Raw genomic sequence first — 17,551 nt, 5'->3', positions numbered from 1 at the left:
CCGCGCGCCGCTTAACATGGGAAGGGTGACCCTCTCACTCAACGATCTCCCGCTACGTGACGATCTTCGCGGACTGACGCCCTACGGCGCTCCGCAGGCGCCGCTCCCGATCGCCCTCAACGTGAACGAGAACACGCATCCCATCCCGGAAGCGGTCGCGAGCGACATCCTCGACGACATCGCCCTGGCGATCCGTGACGTGAATCGGTATCCGGATCGGGAGTTCACCACGTTGCGCGAGGCGTTCGCGGAGTACCTGGGGCACGGGCTCTCCGCGGAGCAGATCTGGGCGGGCAACGGCTCGAACGAGGTGCTCCAGCACATCCTGCAGGCCTTCGGTGGCCCCGGGCGCACGGCCTTCGGCTTCGCGCCGACGTACTCGATGTACCCACTCATCGCACAGGGCACGGGCGCGCGCTGGATCGCCGGGACGAGGCAGCCCGACTACACGATCACGCCGGAGGAAGCTGTCGAGCAGGTGCGCGCCGCCGACCCCGACGTGATCATCCTCTGTTCGCCGAACAACCCGACGGGAACTCCGCTCGGCCTGGACGTCGTCGAAGCCGTGTACGAAGCGGCGCGGGGCATCGTGATCGTCGACGAGGCCTACCAGGAGTTCGCACCGCACGACGCGCCTTCCGCGCTGACGCTGCTCGACGGGCGCCCGCGCCTGGCGGTCTCCCGCACCATGAGCAAGGCCTTCGCCTTCGCAGGGGCCCGAGTCGGGTATCTGGCGGCGGACCCGACGTTCATCGATGCGCTGCGATTGGTCCGCTTGCCGTATCACCTGAGCACGCTCACGCAGGCTGCGGCCGTCGCCGCGCTGCGCAATTCCGACGTGATGCTCGGCATGGTCGAGGAGATCGTCGAACAACGCGATCGCATCACCGCGACCCTCGAGGCCCTCGGCTACGCACCCCACGAATCCTGGTCGAACTTCGTCCTCTTCGGCGGCGTCGCCGACCCGCGGGCGACGTGGCAGCAGCTCTACGATCGCGGTGTGCTCGTGCGTGACGTCGGGATCCCGGGTCACCTCAGGGTCAGCGCGGGCACCGAGGCCGAGACCACCGCGTTCCTCGATGCCCTGGCCTCGATAGGATCGGCATCATGAGCACCCCGTCACCGACCCCGCGCACCGCGAGCCGCGTGCGCAGCACGTCGGAGTCCACCGTCGAACTCGAGCTGAACCTCGACGGCACCGGCGCGAGCCGCATCGACACCTCGGTGCCGTTCTTCGACCACATGCTCACCGCCTTCGCGAAGCACTCGCTGACCGACCTGACCGTGCGCGCGTCCGGCGACACGAACATCGACGCACACCACACCGTGGAGGACGTGTCGATCGTGCTCGGGCAGGCGATCCTCGAAGCTCTGGGAGACAAGTCCGGCATCTCCCGCTACGGCGATGCCCTCGTCCCGCTCGATGAGGCCCTCGCGCAGGCGGTCGTGGACATCTCGGGGCGTCCGTACCTCGTGCACACCGGGGAGCCCGCAGGTTTCGAGCACCACCTGATCGGCGGGCACTTCACCGGCTCGCTGGTGCGGCACTCGTTCGAGGCGATCACCTTCAACGCTGCGCTGACCGTGCACGTGCGCGTGCTCGGCGGCCGCGACCCGCACCACATCGCCGAGGCGGAGTACAAGGCGTTCGCACGAGCCTTCCGGCAGGCTAAGACGCTCGACCCGCTGGTCGACGGCATTCCGTCCACCAAGGGCGCACTGTGAGCACTTCACCCCGCGTCGCCGTCTTCGACTACGAGTCCGGCAACGTCCACTCGGCGGTCAAGGCGCTGGCCGCGGCCGGCGCGGATGCCGTGCTGACGCGCGATCGCAAGGTCGCACTCGAGGCCGATGGCCTCCTGGTGCCGGGGGTCGGTGCGTTCCAGGCGGTTCGTGACGCGCTGCACGCACACGGCGGCGACGAGATCATCGACCGCCGTCTGGCCGGCGGGCGACCGGTGCTCGGGATCTGCGTCGGCATGCAGGTGCTCTTCGAGCACGGCGTCGAGCGCGGGCACGACACCGCGGGCCTCGGCGAGTGGCCAGGAGCTGTCACCGAGCTCAACGCACCCGTCCTGCCGCACATGGGCTGGAACACCGTCGAGCCCGGCGCCGACAGTGTTCTCTTCCGCGGCCTGGAGCGGGAGCGGTTCTACTTCGTGCACTCCTATGCTGCGCAGTCCTGGGAGCTCGACGTCATCCCGCCGTTCCCCGAGCCCGTGCTGACCTGGACGACCTACGGCGATCCCTTCCTCGCGGCGGTCGAGAACGGCCCGCTCTCGGCGACCCAGTTCCACCCGGAGAAGTCGGGCGAAGCGGGCATCCAGTTGCTGCGCAACTGGGTCGGGAGCCTCTGACCCCCACCGTGGACGTCATCCGTTTTGTCACCCGCCGTCCGGCGGACTACCCTCGACTCTCGTGCCCGTTCCGGGCTGCAGACCTTCCCTAGCCAAGGACCCCATGAACGACTTCGCGCAGTCTCCCTCGCTCACGCTCCTTCCCGCGGTCGACGTCGCCGGGGGCAAGGCCGTCCGCCTCACCCAGGGGGAGGCCGGAACCGAGACGAGCTACGGCGACCCGCTCGACGCCGCGGGGGAGTGGGCAGCGCAGGGCGCGAAGTGGATCCACCTCGTCGACCTCGACGCCGCCTTCGGTCGCGGGAGCAACGCGCCGATCCTGCGCAAGGTGATCAAGCAGTTCAAGGGCGTCAACATCGAGCTCTCCGGCGGCATCCGCGACGACGCGACCCTCGAGGCCGCGCTCGAGAGCGGCGCCACCCGCATCAACCTCGGCACGGCCGCTCTGGAGAACCCCGAGTGGGCCGCCGATGTGATCGGTCGCTACGGCGAAGCGATCGCGGTGGGCCTCGACGTGCGCGGGACGACCCTCGCGGCACGCGGCTGGACCAAGGAGGGTGGGGACCTCTGGGAGGTCCTCGATCGCCTGGAGGACGCCGGGTGCAGCCGCTACGTGGTCACCGACGTGACCAAGGATGGCACGCTCCGCGGCCCGAACCTCGAACTCCTGCGCGAAGTGACCTCGCGCACGCCGAAGCCGGTCGTCGCGTCCGGCGGGATCTCCAACCTCGACGACATCGCCGCGCTCCGTGACCTCGTGCCCCTGGGCGTCGAGGGTGCGATCGTCGGCAAGGCCCTGTACGCCGGCGCGTTCACGCTGGCTGAGGCACTGGATGTCGCAGGAGACTGACGCGCACGCCTGCGGGCCCGAGTCGCACGGTCAGGGCGACTCGGCCGGTGTCCCCTGGGAAGGACGCAGCTTCGAGTCGAACCCGCATGCGGCGGACGACGGATCGGCCGACCCGGCGCTGCTCGCCGCACTGCAGCGTTTCCGTGCGGGAGAGGGCAGCCAGGTCGAAGTCGTCGACGCATTCCGTGCGGCCCGCGTGCTGATCCCGCTCATCGCCGAGAAGGGCGAGGAGGGCGTCGCGCCGAACGGTCTCGCCGTCGACAAGACGCAGGAGCTGTCGATCGTCACGGTCGCGGCTCCCGACGGGCGGCGGGTGCAGCCGGTGTTCTCCTCCGTCCAGGCCATGCAGAAGTGGGACCCCACGGCTCGCCCGATCCCCGTGGAGGCGCTCCGGGCGGCGCTGGCGGCGTCGGCCGAAGACACCGACCTGATCGTGCTCGACCCGACCTCCGACACGGAGTTCGTGATCCGGCGCCCCGCTGTCTGGGCGATCGCTCAGGGGCATGCCTGGGAGCCGAGCTTCTTCTCCACCGAGGTCTACACCGCGCTCCAGGAGAGTGTGGCGCACGAACTGGCCGTGATCGATGTGGCGGTGGCGTCCGGTGACCCCGACGCACGTCTGCGTGGCCCGGAGCTGATCGTGGTCCTGGAACTCGTCGACGGTCTGGAGCGCGAGGTGCTCGATGCCGTTCTTTCGCGCCTGGCTCAGCGCTGGGCGTCGGACGACCGCATCGCCGTCCTGGCGGACTCCCTCACCGTGAAGCTCCGTCGTAGCGTCTGATCCCTTTCGCTACGATCGGGGCATGCTCCGTGGTGTGATGCGTGCCATCGCGATCGTCGTGCTTCTCGGCGGCGCGCTGACGACCGCGACGGGGTGCGTGACCTTCGGCGCCTGTCCGGCGATCGGATGGACGAATGCTGTCGAGCTCGACACCAGTGCCGTCGCGGGGGTGGTGTCGGTGCAGTTCTGCGACGAGGGGGAGTGCTCGCCGGCTCCGGGTGTCGAGCCGACCTCGTCGACCAATCTGTTCATGGTGACGCCGCAGGATGATGGAACGTGGGTGCTCGGGCTCGACATGTCGACTCCCGACGTCATCGACATTCGCCTGTTCGATGCCCAGAGCACGCTCATCCACGAGTCCGAGGAGTCGATCTCGTGGACTCACTCGACCGAGCCGTGTGGTGGCCCCGCCACGGCAGATCCGATCGTCGTCGAACCCTGAACTAGTTGACCGGCCCGGTCCACTTCTCGCCCGGACCCTTGCCGATGGGGTCGGGGATCGAGGAGGCTTCGCGGAAGGCGAGCTGCAGGGAGCGGAGTCCGTCGCGCAGCGAGCGCGCGTGCATGTCGCTGATCTCGGGTGCGCCGGCCGTGATGAGTCCGGCGAGGGCGTTGATGAGCTTGCGGGCCTCATCGAGGTCGAGCTGCGCCGCCGCGTCGGGGTCGTCGGCGAGGCCGAGCTTGACGGCTGCCGCGCTCATGAGGTGCACGGCCGCGGTGGTGATCACCTCGACAGCGGGTACGTCGGCGATGTCTCGAGTGGCCGACGATGCGGCCTCCTCCTGACGTGCCCAGCGCTCTTCGCGCTCGCGTGCGGCCTCGTCCGGTGCCTGGTTCGTCACTTCGCCTTGCTTTCTGTTAGACTTTGGCGGGCTCCGGAGCGTCATGCTCCGGATCGAAAGAGGATTCACTTCCCACCCGCGCTTGCCGTTCAAGGCTACCGGGTCTTGCACTCCACCGGCTCCGTTCGCAAGACGGACCCGGCAGGCAGGGTGCGGAGCCGGCGTCTGAATGCCGGTGGGTGGGACGATTCCGATTTCGCCCGTGATGCAGACAGCATCGCGGTGGCCGAATCACATCGTCTAAGGAGTTCCGCATCAGCGATCCCCGTACCAATGAGCGCATCCGCGTCCCCGAGGTCCGCCTCGTCGGCCCCGCGGGTGAGCAGATCGGCGTCGTCCGCATCGAGGCAGCGCTGCGCCTCGCGCAGGAAGCCGATCTCGACCTCGTCGAGGTCGCCCCCAACTCGAAGCCGCCCGTCGTCAAGATCATGGACTACGGCAAGTTCAAGTACGAGGCCGCCCAGAAGGAAAAGGAAGCGCGCCGCAACCAGGCGAACACGATCCTCAAGGAAGTCCGCTTCCGTCTGAAGATCGAGGCTCACGACTACACGACCAAGCTGAAGCGTGCCGAGGGCTTCCTCAAGGCCGGCGACAAGGTCAAGGCCATGATCCTGTTCCGTGGTCGCGAGCAGTCGCGTCCTGAACAGGGTGTGCGTCTGCTGCGCAAGTTCGCCGAAGACGTGGCCGAGCTCGGAACGGTCGAGTCGAACCCGACCATCGACGGACGCAACATGGTCATGATTGTTGCTCCGCTGAAGAGCAAGTCCGAGGCCAAGCAGGAGCAGAACGCGGTTCGCGACGCACAGCGCGCAGCGAACAAGCAGGCCTCCCGCGACGCCAAGAGCGATGCCGACGCACCGGCAGCAGCTGCCGCGGAGTAGATCCGCCCCCAGAACTCCCGCACCGCGGGTTGACACCGTCGCCTGAGAAGGCGCCATACGAAGGAAGAGAAGATGCCGAAGCAGAAGACCCACTCGGGTGCTAAGAAGCGCTTCAAGATCACCGGCAGCGGAAAGCTGAAGAAGCAGCAGGCCGGGATGCGCCACAACCTCGAGCACAAGTCGAGCCGTCGCACCCGTCGTCTGAACCAGGACCAGGTGCTCTCGAAGGCTGACACCAAGGTCGCGAAGAAGCTTCTCGGCCGCTGACGCGCCCGACGCACGATAGGAACACAGGAAAATGGCAAGAGTCAAGCGGGCAGTAAACGCCCACAAGAAGCGCCGGGTCATCCTCGAGCGCGCAAAGGGTTACCGCGGTCAGCGTTCGCGCCTCTACCGCAAGGCCAAAGAGCAGGTCATCCACTCGCTGGTCTACTCGTACCGTGACCGTCGCAAGCGCAAGGGTGACTTCCGTCGCCTCTGGATCCAGCGCATCAACGCTGCGGCTCGCCAGAACGGCATCACGTACAACCGCTTCATCCAGGGCCTCGGCCTCGCGGGTGTCACCGTCGACCGTCGCATGCTCGCCGACCTCGCGGTCAACGACGCTGCCACGTTCACGACGCTGGTCGAGACGGCGAAGAAGGCTCTGCCCTCCGACGTCAACGCACCGAAGTCGGCTGCGTAAGCATCTCGCTCTGAACGGGCGTCTTCCTTCGGGGAGGCGCCCGTTTCGCGTATCCGGCGCCCACGGTGACCCTAGACTGTGAACGTGCTGGAGAACCCCCGTTCGCCCCGAGTCCGTGCCGTCGCGAAGCTGACCAAGCGCAGTGCGCGAACCGAGACGGGCCTCTTCCTTCTGGAAGGCCCGCAGTCGGTGCGTGAGGCGCTCACGTATCGTCCGGAGGCGATCGTCGAGCTGTTCGCGACGCCGAACGGGTGGGAGAAGCACCCCGACATCCGTGCGAAGGCCGTCGACGCCGAGATCGACGTCGAGTACGTCACGGAATACGTGTTGAACGCGATGGCCGACACGGTCACTCCGCAGGGGCTGGTCGCGGTCGTCCAGCAGACGCCGACCTCCGTGCGCGACATCTTCGACGCCTCGCCGCGTCTGGTCGCGATCTGCGAAGAGGTGCGCGACCCCGGGAACCTGGGCACGATCATCCGGGCGGCCGATGCGGCCGGAGCGGACGCCGTCGTGCTGACCGGCCGGACCGTCGACCCCTACAACCCGAAGGTCGTACGCGCCACGACCGGTTCGCTGTTCCACCTCCCGGTCTCGGTCGGGGGAGACCTCGACGATGTCGTGAAGCGCGCGCACGCAGCGGGTCTGCGCATCCTCGCCGCCGATGTGAAGGGCGACGACCTGCTGGAGGCCCGAGCCGAGGGCGTGCTCGCGGAGCCGACCGGATGGCTCTTCGGCAACGAGGCGCGTGGTCTGGAAGACGAGGCTCTCGGTCTCGCCGACCGGGTGCTGCGGCTGCCGATCTTCGGCAAGGCCGAGTCTCTCAACCTGGCCACCGCTGCCAGCGTGTGCCTGTACGAGAGCGCGTTCGCGCAGCGGGCGGCGTCGGTCGGCTGACGGCCGACCGACGGAGGAAGCGGGTAGCGGGGTCGATGAGGATTCTGATCGTCGAAGACGACGACCGAGTCGCTGCGGCGCTCGAAGCGTTCCTCGCGAGGTCCGGTTATGCGACGGTCCGCGCGTCCGACGGGACGACGGCGCTGGAGCTCGTCGGGGCCGAGACCGAGGTCGTGCTCCTCGACCTGGGCCTTCCCGATATGGACGGCGTCGATCTGTGTCGTCGCATTCGTGCCCGCTCCGAGGTTCCGATCATGATCGTGACCGCGCGAAACCAGGTCGCCGAGCGCATCAAGGGACTGCGCGCCGGTGCCGACGACTTCGTCGTGAAGCCCTACGACGTGCACGAGCTCCTGGCCAGGATCGAGGCAGTGACCCGGCGTTCGCGACCGATGCTCCCGGAGTCCGACGCGCGCGTGCGGCTCCTCGACGGATCGCTGGAGATCGACCTCGTCGGGCGGCAGGTGCTGGTCGGCGGTGCGCCGATCGAGCTCACCCGCAAGGAGTTCGACATCATCGCGGTGCTCGCGCGCTATCCCGGCGTGGCGGTCCCCAAGGAGCGTCTCATCCGCGAGGTGTGGAACACGGATTGGCGGGGCTTCGGGCATTCGCTCGAGGTGCACGTCGGTGCGATCAGGAAGAAGACCGGGTCTCGCGGTGTGATCGAGACCGTGCGCGGAGTCGGCTACCGCCTCGTGGGGGCCTGAGCGATGCGTCGGCGTCTCGTCATCGTCTTCCTCGTACCGCTCGTGGCGATCCTGGTCGCGCTGGGCGGTGCAGCCGGATGGAGTGCGGCACAGAGCGTGCAGCAGTCCTTCTACGCCCAACAGCTCGGCGACCTCGGCTACTTCGTCACGAGCGCGCGTCAGTCGCTGCGTTCCGGCAGTTCGGCGGTGATCGACGCCGAGGTCGACCGCTTTCAGGAGGTGTACGGGATCGAGGTGACGGTGTTCGATCTCGGAGGTGCGCCGTGGGCTGCGGGGGAGTCCGGCTCGGCCGTGCTCGCGGAGGACGACGCGGAACGGGTGCGGCTGGCGCTCTCGGGGCGACGCGCCGAGCAACCCGCGGCCGTGTTCCCCTGGACAGTGGCGGATGCCGCGCTGGCGGAGCCGGTGTTCGACGATGGCGACGTGATCGGTGCGGTGCTGGTCGCCGGAGATGCCGATGCCCCGCGGGCCGCGATCATGCAGCAGCTGCTGGTCATCTCCGCCATCGCGCTGGTGCTGATCGCCCTGGGTGTGCTGCTCGTCTTCCGGCTCGCCCGGTGGGTCCTTTCTCCCGTCAGACGACTCGACGAGGCGATGGTGGCCATCGAGCGAGGCGAGATGGACGCGCGTGTCGCCGAAGACGCCGGCCCACCGGAACTCCGCCGCATGGCGCGGGTCTTCAACGGCATGGCCGATCAGATCGAGCGCGTCATGACGCGCCAGCAGGAGTTCGCGCTCAACGCCTCGCATGAGTTGCGCAACCCGCTCAACGCTCTGCTCCTGCGCGTGGAGCACCTCGCGACCGGGCTCGGACGGGAGTGGCGCGATGATGTGGAGGAGACGAGGGAGGAAGGCCGTCGGATGACGAGGATCCTCGAGACGCTGCTCGGCCTCGCACGGGGCGGACGTGTGGACTCCACGGTCTCCGCGGTCGACCTCGCGACGCTGTCCGCGCGCCGACTCGATGCCTGGCGTGACGTCGCGGAACGGCGCGGGATCGCCCTGCGCTCGACGGGTGAGCGGACGGTGATGAGCGTGACCGACCGGACGGTCGTGGAGAGCGCGCTGGACGCCGTGATCGACAATGCCGTGAAGTTCTCGCCGGATGGCGCCGGCATCGACATCGGGGCGCGTCGCGAGGGAGGCGTCTGCCGGATCACGGTCCGCGATCATGGTCCCGGGCTGACCGCCGAGCAGGCTGCGGCTGCGACGGACAGATTCTGGCGGAGCGCCGAGAGCGAGGACACGCCGGGCACCGGACTCGGGCTCGCGATCGCGACCGACCTGCTGGCGACGGTCGGCGGCGAGCTGACGGTGGCTGCGGCCGAGGGCGGCGGGCTCGAGGTCGTGCTGCTGCTTCCCGACAGGACGACCCCATGATGGCCGCGGTGCGACGGATGGTGGCGGGAATCCTCTCGCTCGTGCTCCTCGGGACGCTCGTCGCCTGCAGTCAGCGTGCGAGCGAGTGGACCGACGCGGAGTATGCGATCGCGGCCGGCGGTTCCACGGGCGTCTACTACGAGTACGGCAGCCATCTCGCCGACGAGCTCTCTGCGGACCTGGATATCCGTGTCGTCGGGCAGGAGACGGCCGGATCCGTGGACAACCTGCTGCGCGTGGACTCCGGCGAAGCCCTGATCGGGTTCGCGCAGGGTGACGCAGCAGCTGATGCCGTGGCGGGAACCGGTGCCTTCGACGCGCCCCTCGAAGTGCGGGCTCTGGCGCGTCTCTACGACGAGTACGTGCAGGTCGTGGTGCGCGGCGACTCCGATGTGACGAGCCTCCCGGATCTTGCGGGGCGGACGGTCTCCCTCGGCGCGGAGAACTCGGGAGTGAACGTGATCTCCGCACGGGTTCTGGATGCCGCGGGCGTCGACGTCGGATCTCTTCAGGATCCTCAGCTCGACCTCGGCGAGTCGATCGCGGCGATGGAGCGCGGGGAGATCGACGGGTTCTTCTGGGTGGGTGGGCTGCCGACGCCGGGAATCGCCGCCCTCTCGCAGACGACAGCCGTGCGCCTGCTCCCGATCGAGCAGGACTGGGTGAACGAGGTGAACGACCGCTACTCGGATGCGTATCGTCCCGCCGATGTCCCGGCCGGCACCTACGGCATCGCGGCCTCGGCGCCGACGATGGCCGTCCCGAACTACCTCGTCACCGCGTCGTCGACCCCGCGCGGGATCGTGCGTGACATTCTGACCGGACTCTTCGATGCCCGTCTGCGGATCGCGGGGGAGGTTCCTGCCGCCGCTCTGCTGGACCGCCGATCGGCGATCTTCACGGGACCCGTCCCGTTGCATCCGGGTGCGGTCGACTATTACCGCGACCTGCGCGGCTGACTTCTCAAGAAATCCTCAAGAAGTCTGACACCGGGCCCGTGGCTCTGCCAATGTGAGGTCGATCGCGAGCGATCGGATCCTGCAGCTCCGCTGTCGCTGGGGGGCGAGGCCGCAGGACGATCCCGCGGCCCGTGGGGGCGGGCCGTGGGGTACCCGTGCAGAGCAGCATTGGTACCGCGATCAGGTGATTACGAACGTGTAAATCTCACCGAGGCGCCTGGAGACCCGCGTCCGACGTGGCTAGTTTGGAGAAATGATGACCTCTGATACACCCCTCGTCGTGGTCGAGAACGTCCAGAAGCACTACGGAGATTTCCAAGCTCTCGCCGACATCGACCTCACGGTCAACTCGGGAGAGGTCGTCGTCGTGATCGGCCCGTCCGGCTCCGGCAAGTCGACCCTGTGTCGCACGATCAACCGACTCGAGACGATCACCAGCGGCACCATCCGCATCGACGGCAAGGAGCTGCCCGCCGAGGGCAAGGGCCTCGCCCACCTCCGTGCGGATGTCGGCATGGTTTTCCAGTCGTTCAACCTGTTCGCCCACCTCACGATCCTCGAGAACGTGACCCTGGGACCGATCAAGGTCCGTGGCCTCAAGAAGGCGGATGCCGAGGCCGAGGCGATGATGCTGCTCAAGCGCGTCGGCGTCGCCCAGCAGGCATCGAAGCTCCCCGCGCAGCTCTCCGGCGGCCAACAGCAGCGTGTGGCGATCGCCCGGGCGCTCGCGATGCAGCCGAAGGTCATGCTCTTCGATGAGCCGACCAGCGCGCTCGACCCCGAGATGATCAACGAGGTCCTCGACGTGATGGTCGAGCTGGCCCACGAGGGCATGACCATGATCGTCGTCACGCACGAGATGGGCTTCGCCCGCAAGGCCGCCGACCGAGTGGTCTTCATGGCCGACGGGCGAATCGTGGAGGAGGCGACTCCCGAGGAGTTCTTCACGAACCCGAAGAGCGACCGTGCCAAGGACTTCCTGTCGAAGCTCCTGACGCACTGACGCACCCGACCACACAGACCCTGCACACACAGCACACGAAGGAGACGCACATGCGACGCACACGGACACTGGCAGGCATCGGAATCGCAGCGGTGGCACTGCTCGCGCTCACGGCCTGCAACAGCGGCACGCCGTCGAGCTCGGGAGCCCCGGAAGACGGCGGCGAGGAGGAGACCTCCAGCACGCCCTGGACCGTCCTCGAGGATGTCAGCATCGACGGGAGCCCGACGTTCGATCGGATCTCGTCCTCCGGCACCATCAAGGTCGGCGTCAAGGAAGATCAGCCGGGTCTCGGATACCTCGACCCGGTGACGGGTGACCGCACCGGCTTCGACGTCGACATCGCCCGCTGGATGGCTGCTTCCCTCGGGGTCGACCCGGAGAAGATCGAATTCACGGCGATCGCCTCGGCGAACCGCGAGCAGGCGATCGTGAACGGCGACATCGACTACTACGTCGGCACCTACTCGATCACGGACAAGCGCAAGGAGCAGATCGCCTTCGCCGGGCCGTACTTCCTGACCGGACAGGGTCTCCTCGTCGGTGCCGACAGCGACATCGAGAGCGTGGACGACCTGAGCGACTCGACGACGGTGTGCTCTGTGACCGGCTCGACGCCGATCCAGAACATCAACACCAACTACCCGGACGTTCCCACGAAGGAGTACGACACGTACTCGAAGTGCGTCGAGGACCTCAAGAACGGGCAGGTGGATGCCGTCACGACCGACGAGGCGATCCTCATCGGCTACGCGGCACAGGACCCGGACAAGCTGAAGGTCGTCGGCGAGCCGTTCAGTGAGGAGCGCTACGGCATCGGCCTCGCCAAGGGTGATGACGCGCTGGCCGAGTACTTCAACACGCAGCTGACCGACGGTGGCGACATCTGGCAGCAGATCTTCGACAACAACCTCGGCGCCTCCGGCGTCGAAGCCGAGCAGCCCGAGGTCGACCCGATCGGTTGATCGCATGGGGCGGCCGACACCATCGGCCGCCCCATCCATCAGCAGGATCGTCGCGAGAACACGAATCGACAGGAGCAGCCGTGGGAGTCATCAGCGACCACCTCGATCTCTGGGGTGAAGCACTGTGGGGAACGATCGTGCTGTTCCTGGGCGGCGGTCTCATCGCCCTGGTGCTGGGATTGATCGTCGGGGCGGCACGGGTGTCCCCGGTGCCGATCGCCCGGGCGGTCGGCGGCGTCTACGTGAACTGGATCCGCAATACCCCGCTCACCCTCGTGATGTTCTTCTTCGCGTTCTGCCTGCCGATCCTCCTGGGCGAGCGGGTGAACGCCCTGCTGCTCGCCGTCATCGCGCTCGGTCTCTACACCGCGACCTACGTCGCCGAGGCGTTGCGGGCCGGTATCAACACGGTGCCGGTCGGGCAGGCCGAGGCGGCGCGGGCGATCGGCCTCAACTTCGGTCAGGTCATGCGCTACGTCATCCTGCCGCAGGCCACGCGCTCGGTGGTCCCGCCGATGATGAGCGTCCTCATCGCCCTCATGAAGAACACCACGGTGGCGGCCGGATTCTCGGTCGTCAACCTCGGCACCATCCGCGCCGCACTGAGCGAGCGCGGCGAGAACGCCCTCGTCGTCCTGCTGTGGGTCATGGTCATCTTCGTGGTGCTGGTGCTGCTGCTCGCATGGGTGCAGCGCACGCTCGAGAACAAGTGGAGGATCGCGCGATGAGTTCCGTCCTGTTCGACGTCCCCGGCCCCCGTGCCGTCGCCCGCAACCGTCTCATCGGAGTCGCGACGGTCGTCGTCGTCCTTGCCGTGCTCGGCTGGGTCGTATGGCGGCTGTTCGCCACCGGACAGTTCACCGCCGAGAAGTGGAACATCTTCACGTTCTCCGCCGTCTGGGTCCGTTTCGGCGAAGGTCTGCTGGCCACGCTGGCCGCCTTCGGCGCCGCGGGGGTCGGTTCGATCATCCTCGGCTTCGTGCTCGGCATCGGTCGTCTCTCGGAGCACGCCTGGGTGCGTGAGCCCGTGCGCTGGATCATCGAGGTCCTGCGAGCGGTGCCCGTGCTCATCCTCATGATGCTGCTGTACTACGGCCTGCCCGTGCTCGGTGTGAAGATGCCGCCGTACTGGGCGGTCGTCATCGCGCTCATCGTCTACAACGGCTCGGTGCTCGCCGAGGTCTTGCGCGCCGGCATCGAGTCGCTGCCTCGCGGGCAGGCGGAAGCCGGGTATGCGATCGGACTGCGCAAGACCGGGGTGATGTACTTCATCCTGATCCCGCAGGCCGTGCGGGCCATGATGCCCGTGATCATCGCGCAGCTCGTCGTCGCCCTGAAGGACACCGCGCTCGGGTTCATCATCACCTATCAGGAGCTGCTCTACGTCATCAACCAGATCGGCAACCAGGCGCCGTACGGCTCCCCGCTGATCCCCGCCGCCATCATCGGCGGATCGATGTACGTGGCCGTGTGTCTGCTCCTCTCCTACGTCGCCTACCGCCTGCAGCGTCGGGCGAAGCGCTCGCCGAAGGCGGGACCGGCTGTGCCGGATCCCCGACAGCACGGCGGGGAGACGAACACCTCCCTCATCGTGCTGCAGGGCGACGGGCCTGAGGCGCAGCGCTGAGCCGCGAAAGGGAGCCGCGCGCCCCCGGTAGACTCGATTCTCGTGTCAGAGTCTCCTGAAATCACCCCGGAAGCGGTCGAAGCCGCTGTCGCCGACGCCCTCGCGGCGATCGCCACAGCCGCAGACACCGCCGAGCTGAAGGCGGCTCGTGCCGCACACGTCGCGGAGGGTTCGCCGCTCGCGGTCCTGAACGCCTCGATGCGCCAGGTCGCCCCCGAGAACAAGGCCGCATTCGGCAAGCTCGTGGGCCAGGGACGCGGGCAGGTGACGCAGGCGCTCGCGGCCAAGGAGGCAGAGCTGGCCGCCGCTGAGGTGGCTGCGCGTCTCGAGGCCGAGCGTGTCGACATCACCGCTGTGCCCTCGCGCACGCGGGTCGGCGCCCGGCACCCGCTCACGCTCCTCCAGGACCAGGTCTGCGACATCTTCGTCGGCATGGGATGGGAGATCGCGGAGGGACCGGAGCTCGAGCACGAGTGGTTCAACTTCGACGCCCTGAACTTCGACGTCGACCACCCGGCACGTCAGGAGCAGGACACCTTCTACGTCGACCCGACCTCGCGTCACCTGGTGATGCGCACGCACACGAGCCCGGTGCAGGTGCGCTCGATGCTCGACCGCGAGGTGCCGATCTACGTGCTGTGCCCGGGGCGCGTATACCGCACCGATGAATTCGACGCCACGCACCTGCCGGTGTTCACCCAGTTCGAGGGACTCGTCATCGACAAGGGCATCACGATGGCGCACCTCAAGGGCACGCTCGACCACTTCGCGAAGCAGCTCTTCGGTCCCGAGGCCGAGACGCGCTTCCGCACCAACTACTTCCCGTTCACCGAGCCCTCCGCCGAGCTCGACCTGTGGCACCCGACCTTCAAGGGTGGCGCGCGCTGGATCGAGTGGGGCGGCTGCGGCATGGTCAACCCGAACGTGCTGCGCGCGGCCGGGATCGACCCCGAGGTGTACAGCGGCTTCGCGTTCGGCATGGGCATCGAGCGGGGCCTGATGTTCCGCAGCGATGTGCAGGACATGCGCGACATGGCCGAGGGCGATGTCCGATTCAGCGAGCAGTTCGGGATGGTGGTGTGATGCGCGTCCCGCTTTCGTGGTTGCGTGAGTACGTCGATCTGGCAGCGGATGCCACGCCCGAGGATGTCCTCGCGGCGCTGGTGACGGTCGGCTTCGAAGAGGAGGAGGTGCACCGCTTCGAGATCGCAGGTCCCGTCGTCGTCGGGCAGGTCGTCTCGATCGAGGCCGAGTCGCAGTCCAACGGCAAGACCATCAACTGGTGCCAGGTCGATGTGGGCGAGGCGAACGGCGGCATCCGCGGGATCGTCTGCGGCGCGCACAACTTCGTCGCCGGCGACAAGGTCGTCGTGACGCTGCCGGGCGCGGTGCTCCCGGGGCCGTTCCCGATCGCTGCGCGCAAGACCTACGGTCATGTCTCCGACGGCATGATCGCCTCCGCGCGCGAACTGGGCCTGGGTGACGAGCACAACGGCATCATCGTGCTCTCCGACCTCGGCATCGATGCGCCGGTCGGCACCGACGCGATCGCGCTGCTCGGCCTCGACGACGTCGCAGTGGAGATCAACGTCACTCCCGACCGCGGCTACGCGTTCTCCCTGCGCGGTGTCGCCCGTGAGTACGCACACGCCACGGGGGCGGAGTTCCGTGACCCCGCCGAGCGCGACTTCGCTGAGCTCCAGCCGGGAACCGGACACACGACCGTGGTCGACGACGTCGCCCCCGTGCGGGGACGCGTCGGCGCGAGCGAGTTCGTGACCCGCGTCGTGCGGGATGTCGATCCCTCGCGCCCGACTCCGCCCTGGATGATCGCGCGGCTCAGCCTCGCGGGCATGCGCTCGCTGGGCGTCCTGATCGACATCACCAACTACGTGATGCTCGAGCTGGGTCAGCCGCTGCACGGTTACGACCTCGACAAGCTGACGGGGGGAATCACTGTCCGCCGCGCCACCCCGGGCGAGAAGATGACCACCCTCGACGGGGTGGAGCGCTCGCTGCACGTCGAAGACCTCCTCATCACCGACGGGTCCGGCCCGATCGGCCTGGCCGGCGTCATGGGCGGCGGCACCACGGAGATGAGCGACACCACTCGCAACGTGCTCATCGAGGCCGCGAACTTCGACCCGATCACGATCGCCCGCACGGCGCGTCGGCACAAGCTCCCGAGCGAGGCATCCAAGCGCTTCGAGCGCGGCGTCGACCCGCTCATCCCGTTCGTCGCCGCGCGCCGGGCTGCCGACTTGATGGTCGAGCTCGCCGGAGGCACGCTCACGGAAGAGGGCGGTGCGCTGTTCGCCGAGGTCTTCGTCGCAGACATCGAGCTGCCCGCCGGCTTCGTGCAGGGACTCATCGGCGTCGACTACACCGACGACGAGATCACCGGTGCGCTGACCACGATCGGCGCGGACGTCACCGCGGCGGAAGACGGCTCCGGCTGGACCGTCATCCCGCCGACCTGGCGCCCCGACCTCACCGACAAGTGGACGCTGGCCGAAGAGGTCGCCCGCATCCACGGTCTCGACCGCATCCCCTCGGTGCTGCCGACGCCGCCGTCCGGCCGTGGGCTCACCGCTCACCAGCAGGGCCGTCGCCGCGTGGCCGACGCCCTTGCCGCCGCCGGACTGGTCGAGACGCCGTCGTTCCCGTTCACCACAGAGGCGCAGAACGACCTCCACGGCTCCGCCTCGGGAAAGCACCTGCCGAGCATCCGCCTGGCGAACCCGCTCGACGGGCAGGCGCCGTTCCTGCGCCGCTCGCTCATCCCCGGACTGCTGCAGACCGCGCACCGCAACATCTCGCGCGGACTCACCGACCTCGCGATCTTCGAGACGGGCGCCGTGTTCCTTCCCGAGCCGGGCGTCGAATACGGCACGGACGAGGTGCCGCCGTTGGGGGAGCGCCCCTCCGACGAGACGCTCGCGGCACTGAACGCCTCGATCCCGCCGCAGCTCCGGTTCATCTCGGCGCTGCTGACGGGTCATGTCGCACCGCGCCAGCCCGGCCGTCCGGCCGAGGCGGCAGGACTCGTCGAGGCGCTGGACGCCGTGCGGGTGATCGCGGCCGCCGCCGGTGTCGAGATCGATGTCGTGCAGGCGGAGCGCGCCGCCCTGCACCCGGGTCGTACCGGGTCGCTGCGTGTCGCCGGCGAAGAGGTCGGCTACGTCGGCGAGCTGCACCCGGCCGTGGCCGAGGGAGCCGATCTCCCCGGGCGCGCGACCGTGCTCGAACTCGACCTCGACCGCCTCCTGACGCTCGCGGGTGGCCGGGTCGTCGCGGCATCGCTCTCGACGTTCCCCGCTGCCACGCAGGACGTCTCGCTGACGCTGCCGGCGGAGGTGCCGGCCGCCGACGTGCAGGCCGCACTCGCCGAGGGCGCGGGCGCGCTGCTCGAATCGGTGCGCTTGGTGGACGACTATCGCGGCGAAGGCGTGCCGGAGGGCTCGAAGAGTCTGACGTTCGCGCTGCGCTTCCGCTCCGGCGACCGCACACTCACGGCAGCTGAGGCCACCGCAGCGAAGCTCGCAGGTGTCGAGGTCGCAGCCGAGCGCTTCGGAGCCGCGCTGCGCGACTGATCCTCCTCCGGGTGCATACCAAAA

At 68.3% G+C, this 17,551-nt stretch carries 20 protein-coding genes; 19 read left to right on the top strand and 1 reads right to left on the bottom strand.

What is annotated here, in order from left to right:
* Positions 1-25: 25 nt before the first annotated feature.
* From ACWGO6_RS13280 to ACWGO6_RS13255, 6 genes are all read left to right on the top strand, one after another.
* Positions 26-1,111, top strand: a complete 1,086-nt coding sequence (locus ACWGO6_RS13280) for a histidinol-phosphate transaminase (RefSeq protein WP_136041700.1) — start codon at positions 26-28, stop codon at positions 1,109-1,111.
* Complete coding sequence (hisB, locus tag ACWGO6_RS13275) at positions 1,108-1,725, top strand: imidazoleglycerol-phosphate dehydratase HisB (RefSeq protein WP_452326933.1); 618 nt, start codon at positions 1,108-1,110, stop codon at positions 1,723-1,725. Before ACWGO6_RS13280 ends, hisB begins: the two co-directional genes overlap by 4 nt.
* Entirely contained in the window at positions 1,722-2,357 is a 636-nt protein-coding gene (gene hisH, locus ACWGO6_RS13270; RefSeq protein WP_136041698.1) for an imidazole glycerol phosphate synthase subunit HisH, read from the top strand. Before hisB ends, hisH begins: the two co-directional genes overlap by 4 nt.
* A gap of 103 nt (positions 2,358-2,460) precedes the next feature.
* Positions 2,461-3,207, top strand: coding sequence for a bifunctional 1-(5-phosphoribosyl)-5-((5-phosphoribosylamino)methylideneamino)imidazole-4-carboxamide isomerase/phosphoribosylanthranilate isomerase PriA (priA, locus tag ACWGO6_RS13265; protein ID WP_136041697.1), 747 nt, complete (start codon positions 2,461-2,463; stop codon positions 3,205-3,207).
* A complete protein-coding gene (locus tag ACWGO6_RS13260; protein ID WP_452326932.1) occupies positions 3,191-3,988 on the top strand; it encodes an SseB family protein in 798 nt (265 codons plus the stop codon). The genes priA and ACWGO6_RS13260 overlap by 17 nt, the downstream gene beginning before the upstream one ends.
* Before the next feature lie 22 nt (positions 3,989-4,010).
* On the top strand, positions 4,011-4,430 hold the full coding sequence (locus tag ACWGO6_RS13255) for a hypothetical protein (protein ID WP_452326931.1): 420 nt from the start codon (positions 4,011-4,013) through the stop codon (positions 4,428-4,430).
* A gap of 1 nt (position 4,431) precedes the next feature.
* On the opposite strand, the gene ACWGO6_RS13250 is transcribed toward ACWGO6_RS13255, so the two are convergent.
* Entirely contained in the window at positions 4,432-4,830 is a 399-nt protein-coding gene (locus ACWGO6_RS13250; protein ID WP_116636340.1) for a DUF1844 domain-containing protein, read from the bottom strand.
* A 254-nt stretch (positions 4,831-5,084) separates the two neighbouring features.
* Here ACWGO6_RS13250 and infC point away from each other — a divergent pair, with 254 nt between their 5' ends.
* The 13 genes from infC (at position 5,085) to pheT (ending at position 17,527) form a co-directional block, all read left to right on the top strand.
* Positions 5,085-5,711, top strand: coding sequence for a translation initiation factor IF-3 (gene infC, locus ACWGO6_RS13245; RefSeq protein WP_136041694.1), 627 nt, complete (start codon positions 5,085-5,087; stop codon positions 5,709-5,711).
* Between the two features lie 72 nt (positions 5,712-5,783).
* The gene (gene rpmI / locus ACWGO6_RS13240) at positions 5,784-5,978 is read left to right on the top strand and encodes a 50S ribosomal protein L35 (protein ID WP_017828564.1); all 195 of its coding nucleotides are present in this window, start codon (positions 5,784-5,786) and stop codon (positions 5,976-5,978) included.
* 31 nt (positions 5,979-6,009) lie between these two features.
* Complete coding sequence (rplT, locus tag ACWGO6_RS13235) at positions 6,010-6,396, top strand: 50S ribosomal protein L20 (RefSeq protein WP_029262486.1); 387 nt, start codon at positions 6,010-6,012, stop codon at positions 6,394-6,396.
* Between the two features lie 84 nt (positions 6,397-6,480).
* Complete coding sequence (locus ACWGO6_RS13230) at positions 6,481-7,293, top strand: TrmH family RNA methyltransferase (RefSeq protein WP_136041693.1); 813 nt, start codon at positions 6,481-6,483, stop codon at positions 7,291-7,293.
* A gap of 35 nt (positions 7,294-7,328) precedes the next feature.
* Positions 7,329-8,000, top strand: coding sequence for a response regulator transcription factor (locus ACWGO6_RS13225; RefSeq protein ID WP_136041692.1), 672 nt, complete (start codon positions 7,329-7,331; stop codon positions 7,998-8,000).
* A gap of 3 nt (positions 8,001-8,003) precedes the next feature.
* On the top strand, positions 8,004-9,380 hold the full coding sequence (locus ACWGO6_RS13220) for a sensor histidine kinase (RefSeq protein WP_136041691.1): 1,377 nt from the start codon (positions 8,004-8,006) through the stop codon (positions 9,378-9,380).
* Complete coding sequence (locus ACWGO6_RS13215) at positions 9,377-10,339, top strand: TAXI family TRAP transporter solute-binding subunit (protein ID WP_136041690.1); 963 nt, start codon at positions 9,377-9,379, stop codon at positions 10,337-10,339. Before ACWGO6_RS13220 ends, ACWGO6_RS13215 begins: the two co-directional genes overlap by 4 nt.
* Positions 10,340-10,595: 256 nt before the next feature.
* Positions 10,596-11,342, top strand: coding sequence for an amino acid ABC transporter ATP-binding protein (locus ACWGO6_RS13210; RefSeq protein ID WP_376107961.1), 747 nt, complete (start codon positions 10,596-10,598; stop codon positions 11,340-11,342).
* A gap of 50 nt (positions 11,343-11,392) precedes the next feature.
* Entirely contained in the window at positions 11,393-12,307 is a 915-nt protein-coding gene (locus ACWGO6_RS13205) for a glutamate ABC transporter substrate-binding protein (RefSeq protein ID WP_136041689.1), read from the top strand.
* An 80-nt stretch (positions 12,308-12,387) separates the two neighbouring features.
* On the top strand, positions 12,388-13,035 hold the full coding sequence (locus ACWGO6_RS13200) for an amino acid ABC transporter permease (protein WP_136041688.1): 648 nt from the start codon (positions 12,388-12,390) through the stop codon (positions 13,033-13,035).
* The gene (locus ACWGO6_RS13195; RefSeq protein ID WP_136041687.1) at positions 13,032-13,934 is read left to right on the top strand and encodes an amino acid ABC transporter permease; all 903 of its coding nucleotides are present in this window, start codon (positions 13,032-13,034) and stop codon (positions 13,932-13,934) included. The genes ACWGO6_RS13200 and ACWGO6_RS13195 overlap by 4 nt, the downstream gene beginning before the upstream one ends.
* 42 nt (positions 13,935-13,976) lie before the next feature.
* Complete coding sequence (gene pheS, locus ACWGO6_RS13190) at positions 13,977-15,017, top strand: phenylalanine--tRNA ligase subunit alpha (protein WP_136041686.1); 1,041 nt, start codon at positions 13,977-13,979, stop codon at positions 15,015-15,017.
* A complete protein-coding gene (gene pheT / locus ACWGO6_RS13185; protein ID WP_136041685.1) occupies positions 15,017-17,527 on the top strand; it encodes a phenylalanine--tRNA ligase subunit beta in 2,511 nt (836 codons plus the stop codon). Before pheS ends, pheT begins: the two co-directional genes overlap by 1 nt.
* Positions 17,528-17,551: the final 24 nt, after the last annotated feature.

The organism is Microbacterium sp. NPDC055665 (assembly GCF_053618035.1).
Note: the sequence above shows the minus strand (reverse complement) of the source record. Positions and strands in the feature narration are given on the sequence as shown.

Excerpts from the sequence above, each read along its gene's own strand:
- rplT (WP_029262486.1), top strand. The coding sequence starts at position 6,010 with ATGGCAAGAGTCAAGCGGGCAGTAAACGCCCACAAGAAGCGCCGGGTC.
- ACWGO6_RS13215 (WP_136041690.1), top strand. The coding sequence starts at position 9,377 with ATGATGGCCGCGGTGCGACGGATGGTGGCGGGAATCCTCTCGCTCGTG.
- ACWGO6_RS13260 (WP_452326932.1), top strand. The coding sequence starts at position 3,191 with ATGTCGCAGGAGACTGACGCGCACGCCTGCGGGCCCGAGTCGCACGGT.
- rpmI (WP_017828564.1), top strand. The coding sequence starts at position 5,784 with ATGCCGAAGCAGAAGACCCACTCGGGTGCTAAGAAGCGCTTCAAGATC.
- pheT (WP_136041685.1), top strand. The coding sequence starts at position 15,017 with ATGCGCGTCCCGCTTTCGTGGTTGCGTGAGTACGTCGATCTGGCAGCG.
- hisB (WP_452326933.1), top strand. The coding sequence starts at position 1,108 with ATGAGCACCCCGTCACCGACCCCGCGCACCGCGAGCCGCGTGCGCAGC.
- ACWGO6_RS13205 (WP_136041689.1), top strand. The coding sequence starts at position 11,393 with ATGCGACGCACACGGACACTGGCAGGCATCGGAATCGCAGCGGTGGCA.
- ACWGO6_RS13195 (WP_136041687.1), top strand. The coding sequence starts at position 13,032 with ATGAGTTCCGTCCTGTTCGACGTCCCCGGCCCCCGTGCCGTCGCCCGC.
- priA (WP_136041697.1), top strand. The coding sequence starts at position 2,461 with ATGAACGACTTCGCGCAGTCTCCCTCGCTCACGCTCCTTCCCGCGGTC.
- ACWGO6_RS13255 (WP_452326931.1), top strand. The coding sequence starts at position 4,011 with ATGCTCCGTGGTGTGATGCGTGCCATCGCGATCGTCGTGCTTCTCGGC.
- ACWGO6_RS13225 (WP_136041692.1), top strand. The coding sequence starts at position 7,329 with ATGAGGATTCTGATCGTCGAAGACGACGACCGAGTCGCTGCGGCGCTC.
- ACWGO6_RS13220 (WP_136041691.1), top strand. The coding sequence starts at position 8,004 with ATGCGTCGGCGTCTCGTCATCGTCTTCCTCGTACCGCTCGTGGCGATC.
- ACWGO6_RS13210 (WP_376107961.1), top strand. The coding sequence starts at position 10,596 with ATGACCTCTGATACACCCCTCGTCGTGGTCGAGAACGTCCAGAAGCAC.